Here is a 7517-nt window from a genome sequence, read left to right on the forward strand (position 1 = left end):
GTGGTGGCTGACACACCGCTATCGCAGGCAAGCCAGCTCCCACCTTAAACCGGGTTATCAGATTGAATCAGCGGCGGGTCAGGGGCTGTGCGGTGAACTTCACACCGGCCAAACCATGCGCAATCAACGCGCGGATATTGCCGTGATCACTGCCCTCTGGCGTCGCCACCACCGAACGGTAATGCTCACCAAACGCCAGCAACGCTTCCTGGTCGCTCAAGCCTTCCAGCAACGCCAAGCCCAAGGTCTTGCATGAACCTTCGTTCTGACCAGCAGCATTTTCTACGCCGCCATTGGTAAAAGCCTGCGGCTGGTAGTCGTAACCGGCAGCTACAAAAGCCAGGGTGTCGGCAAAAACATGTTCGCCGCTGTTGAGGCTGGCGCGCAGGGTGTTCAGATCAGTCATGGGGTTTTCCTTTGGCGAACGCCGCCTGTTGGTCGGCGCTGGCTTCTTGCTGGTATTGGGCTTTCCACTCGGCATACGGCATGCCGTACACCACTTCGCGGGCGTCATCGAGGCTCAGCTCGATGTGGCGCTCGTCGGCCTCGGCCTTGTACCACTTGGATAAGCAGTTGCGGCAAAAGCCCGAGAGGTTCATCAGGTCGATGTTCTGCACATCCTTGCGGCTGTCCAGGTGGGCCACCAACCGGCGGAAGGCGGCGGCTTCGAGTTCGAGGCGTTGTTGATCGTTCATAAGGCTCACTTAACTATCAGCGGCTGGCTGCGAGGGTTATCGACACCGACTCGGCAAAGCGCAGCGCATGGGGCTTGTCCACTTCGACTTCGGCGTACAGCACGGACTCATTGCTCATCACCAGGTCCAGCAACTCTTGCGTCAGGCGTTCGAGCAGCGCAAAGCGATTGCCTTCGACGTGGGCAATAATCGCCTTGGTGATGGTGCGGTAATTCAGCGCGTGGTCGATGTCATTGTCGCGCACGGCTTCCTGGGCGGCATACAGGATAGTCAGGTTGATCAGCACGTCCTGCTTGTTGTTGATCTCATCTTCATTGATGCCAATAAAGGTGCGCAGGCACAGGTCCTTGACCCGGATGCGCGCCATGCCTGGTTGAAGTTGTGGCATTGCTACTTGCTCCGTCCGATCAGTTGCAGGAACTCCATACGCGTGGTGTTCGACTCGCGGAACGCGCCGAGCATCACTGAGGTGTTCATGGTTGAATTCTGTTTTTCCACGCCGCGCATCATCATGCACATGTGCTTGGCTTCAATTACCACCGCCACGCCTGCGGCTTGGGTGACCTGCTGGATAGCGTCGGCGATCTGCCGCGTGAGGTTTTCCTGGATCTGCAGGCGCCGCGCGTACATGTCGACAATGCGCGCCAGCTTCGACAGGCCCAGCACCTTGCCGGTCGGGATATAGGCCACATGGGCCTTGCCGATAAAGGGCAGCAAATGGTGCTCGCACAGCGAATACAACTCGATGTCCTTGAGGATCACCATCTCGTCGTTATCGGATGCGAACAATGCGCCGTTGACGATGGTTTCCAGGTCCTGCTCATAGCCATGACACAGGTACTGCATGGCCTTGGCGGCGCGCTTGGGGGTGTCGAGCAAGCCTTCGCGCTCCGGGTCTTCGCCCAGGCCTTTGAGGATCTCGCGGTAGTGTTGGGGCAGGGACAAGGTCATACAACATCCTCACAAACGGCTTACTTGATATGCCGCCCGCCGTTGACGGTCAGGGTGGTTCCGGTGACATACGGGTTGTCCAGCAGGTAACGCACACTCTGGTAGATCACCGCAGGCCCAGGCTCGATGCCCAGCGCTGACTTGGCCAGCACCTTGGCGCGGTACGCCGCATCATCGCCCGCGTTGAACATCACCATCGCCGGCGCGATGCCGTTGACCTTGATCAGCGGCGCAAACTGCGCAGCGAACGAAAGTGTAAGGCTGTCGAGACCGGCTTTTGTGGCGCAGTAGGCGATGTGCTGGCGGCTGCCCTTGCGCACCACGTCATCGCTGATGTGCACGATATCGGCGGGTGTCGAGCGTTGCAGCAAAGGTGAACAATGCAGGTTGATCAGATACGGCGCAAGCATGTGCACGCTGAACATGTCGGTAAAGGCGCGGCTTTCGTCGCCAGGTGTTTCGGCAACCCACGCCGACGCGTTGTGAATGATCGCACGCAGGCTGTCGGTATGGGTTTTCAGTTCGGCGATAAAGGCCAGAATCCCGGCCTCAGTGGAGAAGTCGGCAAACACGCCGAGCGCGCCACGCGCGCGCAAGGCCTCAACGCCTGGGCGTTCGCTGCGGTAGCTGAAAATCACCGCGTGGCCTTCGTCGAGCAGGCGCTCGGCACAATAAAGGCCGACACGCTGGCTGGCACCGGTGATCAGGATCGGGGCGTTGGTTACCGTCATGGGAGGCTCGAGTCGCTGGCAGGTTGAAACTATACCAGCGACCGGCCACGCCTGTACTCAAGCAGCGGCTTGGGTAGCCTTGGGCGTTGGTGTTGGATGCAACCAGCTCGCGAGCAGATGGGTCGATAGAGGAATAAATAAGTAAACCATCAGCGGCGTGAGTGCCAGGGTACTGACCAGCACACGCGGGAACATGTCCAACTCGCTGAGCAGCGGCCCCAGGCCGAAGTTGAACAGCAGCGACACCGGGAAAAATGCCAGCCAGATCGCCACCGCCTGTTTCCAGCGCGGTGGTCGTGCACCCACGGCACCGAACCAGCCATCGATGCCACTGACGCGATGCTCGGACGGGTCGGCAAACAGTTCGCTGCCACGGCTTAGCCAGGCGCTGCGCGAGGCGGAGAACTCCCAGGCATGCAGGGTTTTCTCATCGGCGAAGCGGAAGATGATCTGAAACTCATCATCATTGGGCGGCGGCGCAAGCACGCCGGAACCCAGGTAGCCGGGGAAGTCAGTGGCCAATTGCTCGCCTTCGCGCAGCCAGGCCATCAATTCTTCATAGCGCCCTTTGGCCACGCGGCGCGCAACCATCAAGGTGACGGGAGAGGTAGACATTGTGTATCTCCAAGTAATCAGGTGCGCCAAGCCGGGTAGGTGGCGCACTAAGGTGGCGGTCGGGTAAGACCATCACCAAAAAGCAGGCAAGGATTATTCCTGTTTTGAAGAAATACGCCAGCGGCAGTGGTCCGAAAAGTAACGGCCTTGAAAAGGACAGGTAGAAAGGCGTTAAATGGGATCCCAAATAACGTTGGCTTTTTGGCTCAAAATGCCCGTGATTAATGTGCCCATTGATAGCATTTCGCAACTGGAATCAACCGTCTCAGATGAGCTGTTTCCGATCCGTGAAGTGTCAAGACTGACAGGTGTGAACCCGGTCACACTGCGAGCCTGGGAGCGGCGGTATGGCCTGATCCAGCCAACGCGCACCGAAAGCGGGCATCGGCTCTACTCCAGCGCCGATATTGTGACCGTCGATCGTATTCTCGACTGGATTGAACGCGGCGTGGCCGTGAGCAAGGTCGGTAAGATCCTCGCCCGTGACGATCAGCAGGCTGAGACCATTCGTGCCGAGGGCGATAAGGTCGACGAGAGTGAGTGGTCACAGTGGCGACTGCGGTTGCTGCAGGCAGTCAAAGCCTTTGACGATCGCCAATTGGAAAGCCTGTACGGTCAGGTTTTCGCGACTTACCCGCTGAACGTTGCGTTCCAGGACATCCTGATGCCTCTCTGGAGCGATCTGATGCGCCACCAGGGGCATTTTGGCCAGGCCAGTGAATGGCTTTTTTACGACACCTTCCTGCGCATGCGTACCTTTGAGCGCTTGCAGCTTGCCAGTGCCCCACTCGCGCCGCGGGTGTTGCTGGCGGCCATGCCTGGCGAATGCCGTAAATTGGAACTGCTGGTAGCGGCGCTGATGCTCAGTCACGAAGACACGCCGGTGAAAGTGCTGGGCATGGGCCAGCCCTTTGATGAACTGACATTGGTGTGTGAAAAGATCCGGCCCAAGGCGCTGGTGATTTTCTCCAACCATTCGCATAACCATGATCTGGCAGCGCGCCTGAACCGTCTGGCGCTGACCCTGGATTGCCCACTGTTCCTGGCCGGTGCCGCTGCGGACCTGGCCGAGGGTGATCTGGCCGGTTCGCCTATCGGCTGCCTGGGCAGCGAAGGGCGCCAGATGCAGAGCCGCTTGCAGCAGTTTCTTGCAGGCCAGTTGGATAGTTGATTTCAGGCGTGTACGTGCGGATGGACCAACCGGTGCTGATGCAGGATGAACTGGCGTAACCGTTCGATCTCATTCGCATCACTCTGGCTCAGGCGATAAGCGAACAGACCCCGCGCGGTTTCCCGTTCCAGCGTGCCGCGCAAGGCAATACGCTCGTAACCGGACGGGCTGAACCACAGGGAAAAGGTTTTTGGCGGTTTGACCCGTCCGCGAACTTCCACCAGTACGCCCTTGAATGACACCTCATGCACCCATAGCGCGGCAGGGTTGCCCCTGACGTTTTCCATCGCCACGGGGGCTTCAAGCGCCAGGCGCCATGGACGGATCATCGGCCCATCTTCAAAAATGCTCGGCACGCCCAAGCGCAGATGCACCGCATGAAACTCGTCTTCCACCAAATGCAGCGGGAAGGTCAGTTGCTGGTTGTCGAACTGTGCCTGGATGGTGACGTGGTCGTGAGCGGCCAGGCGCGTGAGCAAATCGCGAATCTGCGCACCGCCATTAACGGTCAGGCTCGACCAGGCATCCCGCAGGTTGAGTTGCGGGTTGTGCTGCATGTCCTGGATAAAATCCAGCTCGTCCTGCGTCAATAGCGCGTCGCGTTGCATTGATGTAGCTCAAGGGTGAGGCATTAAAAAGCCATTATCGCTCTAAAGACCGCATTTTTTACACTTTGTTAATTCCGCTCGTCGCCTTGAGTGCCGCCAGCTCATCTTTAAGCTCGGCCACTTGGGCTTCCAACTGAGCGATGCGTTGCTGCGCTTTCACCGGAACCGTAACGTCTTTTTGCACACCGACAAAATACGTTTGCTTGTCGGCCTTGTTGTAAACCGTGGAAAGCGACAGCTCATTCCAGAAGTGCGTGCCGTCCTTGCGGTAATTGCGCAGTATCTCCCGGCAGGCGCCACCGCTGTCGAGGGCTTCACGAATGGCCATCAGCGCCGGTTGGTCACGGTCACCCGCCTGCAGGAAGCGGCAATCCTGATACAGGATGTCGTCCAGGGTGTAACCGGTCAAACGCTCGAACGCCGGGTTCACGTAGATCAGCGGCTTGTCCTGGCCTTCACGTTCGGCGACGACGATACCGTCGTTAGAAGCGTTGATCACCAGTTGCATCAGGTTGGCGTTGATCATTGAGCAATCCATCGCATGTTTTTAAAGCCTGAATTCTATGGCAACTTTTGAATGTTGCACGGTGTGCACTGAAATATTTGTGTCAGCTGCTAATATCCCACGCTTTCGCTCAACTACAGGATCAGATTGATGAAAGTCGCCATCCTTTCCGGCTCGGTCTACGGCACAGCTGAAGAAGTCGCCCGCCACGCCGCCGGTATCCTCAACGCCGCCGGTTTTGAAGCCTGGCACAACCCACGCGCCACCTTGGCCGACGTGCAAGCCTTTGCCCCCGAGGCATTCCTGGCGGTCACATCGACCACCGGCATGGGTGAACTTCCCGACAACCTGCAACCGCTGTATTCGACCATTCGTGACCAACTGCCAGCCGCCTGGCGCGGCCTGCCCGGTGCGGTGATCGGCCTGGGCGACGCCAGCTATGGCGACACGTTCTGCGGTGGCGGCGAGCAAATGCGCGAACTGTTCGCCGAACTGGGCGTACGCGAAGTGCTGCCGATGCTGCGCCTGGACGCCAGCGAAAGCGTGACCCCGGAAGCCGACGCCGAGCCTTGGCTGGCCGAATTGGTCACTGCACTGCGCGCTTGACCGGGAATTCACGCAGCAAGGCCCGCCACGCCAGATAAAGGCAATGCCCCAGCGCAAGCTGATGCCGGTGTTCTGGCTCGTACTGACGGGCTTGCTCAACCTGTTCGCCGTGCCTTTATTGGCGGCACTTCTCTGACACCGTTTGTACTATTCTCATGACTGACTCGCTCAGTCATCAAGCTGGCTGCCAAGGCAACTCCTTGCGTCATCGCGCCTGACTAGACTGGCTCCTCATCCAGAAAAATAATAAGAACGCGAACCAAGGAGGTTGTTGCCGTGAGCCTAGCCCCTGTTCTATCGCCACAGAATGTCAAAGACCAGGTCAGCGCTGCCGAATGGCAGACCCGCGTCGACCTCGCGGCCTGCTATCGCCTGGTGGCGCTGCATGGCTGGGATGACCTGATCTTCACGCATATTTCCGCCAAGGTGCCGGGCACCGACGATTTCCTGATCAACCCTTATGGCTTGATGTTTCATGAGATAACGGCGTCGAGCCTGGTCAAGGTTGATCAGGCCGGCAACAAGCTGATGGGCAGCCCTTACGAGATCAACCCCGCCGGCTACACCATCCACAGTGCCATCCATGAAGTGCGCCACGACGTGGTCTGTGTGCTGCACACCCACACCGCCGCGGGGGTTGCGGTGTCGGCGCAGAAGCAGGGCGTGCTGCCGATCAGCCAGCAATCCACCTTTGTCTTGTCCAGCCTGGCCTATCACGCCTATGAGGGCGTGGCGCTCAACCCTGAAGAAAAAGCCCGCTTACAGGCGGACCTGGGTGGCAACAATTTCCTCATGCTGCACAACCACGGTCTGTTGACCTGCGCAGGCTCCATCGCCGACACGTTTTTAATGATGTTCACCTTCCAGCGCGCTTGCGACATCCAGGTGCTGGCGCAAAACGGCGGCGCCGAATTAATTGCCATTGAGCCGCAGATTCTGGCGGGTGCCAAGGCGATGGTGGCGGTTGTCACAAAGAGCGCGCAAGGTATGGGTGGTGCACTGGCGTGGCCGGCGCTGTTGCGTAAATTGGACCTGCAAGATCCCGGGTATAAAAGCTGATGCCACTCGCCGAGATACCGCTCAGAGCCTGGCGCAAACGTGGCCAGGAATTTCTCTTTCGTGGCCACATGATCCGTTACTGGGTGGCGGGGCAGGGCGAGCCGTTGCTATTGATTCATGGCTTTCCCACCGCCAGTTGGGACTGGCACTACCTGTGGCAGCCCCTGGCCCAGCGTAACTTGGTGATCGCCTGCGACATGCTCGGGTTTGGCGATTCGGCCAAGCCGCTGAACCACGATTATTGCCTGCTGGAGCAGGCGGACCTGCAACAGGCGCTGCTCGAACACCTGCGTGTGGAGCGGCCGGTGCATGTGTTGGCCCATGACTATGGCGACAGCGTGGCCCAGGAATTACTGGCGCGCCATTACGACGGCCGCTTCCTGATGGCCAGCTGCGTGTTCCTCAATGGTGGGCTGTTTCCCGAGACCCATCGCCCGGCATTGGTGCAGAAACTCTTGCTCAGCCCACTCGGCTGGATGATCGGCCGTGCCTTTGGGCGCAACGCTTTGTCGAACAGTTTCAGCCAGATTTTCGGCCCGAACACGCGGCCCAGTGAAAGTGCACTGGATGACTTCT

12 protein-coding genes are annotated in these 7517 nt (G+C 58.9%); 4 read left to right on the plus strand and 8 right to left on the minus strand.

Features of this window, described 5'->3' with window-relative positions; all coding sequences use genetic code 11:
• Positions 1-67 precede the first annotated feature (67 nt).
• The 6 genes from FEM54_RS19050 to FEM54_RS19075 are packed head-to-tail and all read right to left on the minus strand — an operon-like array spanning position 68 to position 2992.
• Positions 68-406 carry a HopJ type III effector protein gene (locus FEM54_RS19050; RefSeq protein ID WP_017135093.1) on the minus strand — a complete coding sequence of 113 codons (339 nt, stop codon included), beginning with the start codon at positions 404-406 and terminating at the stop codon, positions 68-70.
• Complete coding sequence (locus FEM54_RS19055; RefSeq protein ID WP_017135092.1) at positions 399-695, minus strand: DUF1244 domain-containing protein; 297 nt, start codon at positions 693-695, stop codon at positions 399-401. Before FEM54_RS19055 ends, FEM54_RS19050 begins: the two co-directional genes overlap by 8 nt.
• 16 nt (positions 696-711) lie before the next feature.
• On the minus strand, positions 712-1083 hold the full coding sequence (folX, locus tag FEM54_RS19060) for a dihydroneopterin triphosphate 2'-epimerase (protein WP_017135091.1): 372 nt from the start codon (positions 1081-1083) through the stop codon (positions 712-714).
• A gap of 2 nt (positions 1084-1085) precedes the next feature.
• Positions 1086-1646 (minus strand): GTP cyclohydrolase I FolE, encoded by a 561-nt coding sequence (folE, locus tag FEM54_RS19065; RefSeq protein ID WP_017135090.1) that lies wholly within the window; start codon positions 1644-1646, stop codon positions 1086-1088.
• A gap of 20 nt (positions 1647-1666) precedes the next feature.
• Positions 1667-2377, minus strand: coding sequence for a dihydromonapterin reductase (gene folM / locus FEM54_RS19070; RefSeq protein WP_138452466.1), 711 nt, complete (start codon positions 2375-2377; stop codon positions 1667-1669).
• A 57-nt stretch (positions 2378-2434) separates the two neighbouring features.
• A complete protein-coding gene (locus tag FEM54_RS19075; protein ID WP_138452468.1) occupies positions 2435-2992 on the minus strand; it encodes an antibiotic biosynthesis monooxygenase in 558 nt (185 codons plus the stop codon).
• 211 nt (positions 2993-3203) lie between these two features.
• On the opposite strand from FEM54_RS19075, the gene FEM54_RS19080 reads away from it, so the two are divergent.
• Positions 3204-4163: a MerR family transcriptional regulator gene (locus FEM54_RS19080; RefSeq protein WP_138452470.1), complete on the plus strand. Its 960-nt coding sequence runs from the start codon at positions 3204-3206 to the stop codon at positions 4161-4163.
• A gap of 2 nt (positions 4164-4165) precedes the next feature.
• Here FEM54_RS19080 and FEM54_RS19085 read toward each other — a convergent pair whose 3' ends face one another.
• Together FEM54_RS19085 and FEM54_RS19090 are read right to left on the minus strand one after the other, a co-directional pair.
• A complete protein-coding gene (locus FEM54_RS19085; RefSeq protein ID WP_138452472.1) occupies positions 4166-4771 on the minus strand; it encodes a hypothetical protein in 606 nt (201 codons plus the stop codon).
• Positions 4772-4829: 58 nt separating this feature from the next.
• The gene (locus FEM54_RS19090; protein ID WP_138452474.1) at positions 4830-5297 is read right to left on the minus strand and encodes a PAS domain-containing protein; all 468 of its coding nucleotides are present in this window, start codon (positions 5295-5297) and stop codon (positions 4830-4832) included.
• Positions 5298-5426: 129 nt separating this feature from the next.
• Here FEM54_RS19090 and FEM54_RS19095 point away from each other — a divergent pair, with 129 nt between their 5' ends.
• The 3 genes from FEM54_RS19095 to FEM54_RS19105 form a co-directional block, all read left to right on the plus strand.
• On the plus strand, positions 5427-5882 hold the full coding sequence (locus tag FEM54_RS19095; RefSeq protein ID WP_017135084.1) for a flavodoxin: 456 nt from the start codon (positions 5427-5429) through the stop codon (positions 5880-5882).
• A 276-nt stretch (positions 5883-6158) separates the two neighbouring features.
• The gene (locus tag FEM54_RS19100) at positions 6159-6941 is read left to right on the plus strand and encodes a class II aldolase/adducin family protein (protein ID WP_138452476.1); all 783 of its coding nucleotides are present in this window, start codon (positions 6159-6161) and stop codon (positions 6939-6941) included.
• On the plus strand, positions 6941-7517 hold a 577-nt coding region (locus tag FEM54_RS19105; protein ID WP_138452478.1), incomplete at its 3' end, for an alpha/beta fold hydrolase. The genes FEM54_RS19100 and FEM54_RS19105, both read left to right, overlap by 1 nt.

The organism is Pseudomonas edaphica (genome assembly GCF_005863185.1).
Classification (GTDB): Bacteria; Pseudomonadota; Gammaproteobacteria; order Pseudomonadales; family Pseudomonadaceae; genus Aquipseudomonas; species Aquipseudomonas edaphica.